Origin of the sequence: Bacillus sp. SIMBA_154 (genome assembly GCF_046536015.1) — a bacterium.
GTDB lineage: Bacteria > Bacillota > Bacilli > Bacillales > Bacillaceae > Bacillus > Bacillus pumilus_P.
Genome location: NZ_JAWJBV010000089.1, coordinates 1 through 381 on the forward strand (window position 1 = coordinate 1; position 381 = coordinate 381).

Here is a 381-nt window from a genome sequence, read left to right on the forward strand (position 1 = left end):
CGGACTTTTCCAAGCAAACCGTATCGATAACAGGTTCACTACCACTGGCTCCCGGTCATTCGATTATGTTATCGACCAGCAAAACCACTTCCGAAATTGGGGAAATTTCATTACTGGAACCGGTTACCACAAAGCGGGATTCCATCAGCGCAATGCTCAGTTATAACTGGACAGATGGCTGGTTCGATAAACTGTCCGCCAGTATCAGTTACTCTCCTTATAAGGGAGATTATATTTTAACGGACATTAAAGATTCCGACTTTTCTTTAGAAGGCGGAGGTCGGCAAGCCAAAGTCTCGATTGAAGACACTCTGGGTGACTGGTCAATTTCCTCCAGCCTGGGTTATAGCTACAGTGAAAATAGTCGCTCAGCTTTTCCTG

Annotated in this window: 1 protein-coding gene; it reads left to right on the plus strand. The window is 45.4% G+C overall.

Features of this window, described 5'->3' with window-relative positions:
• The coding region (locus R0K30_RS21230) for a hypothetical protein (RefSeq protein ID WP_410612748.1) at positions 1 to 381 on the plus strand (381 nt) is incomplete at both ends.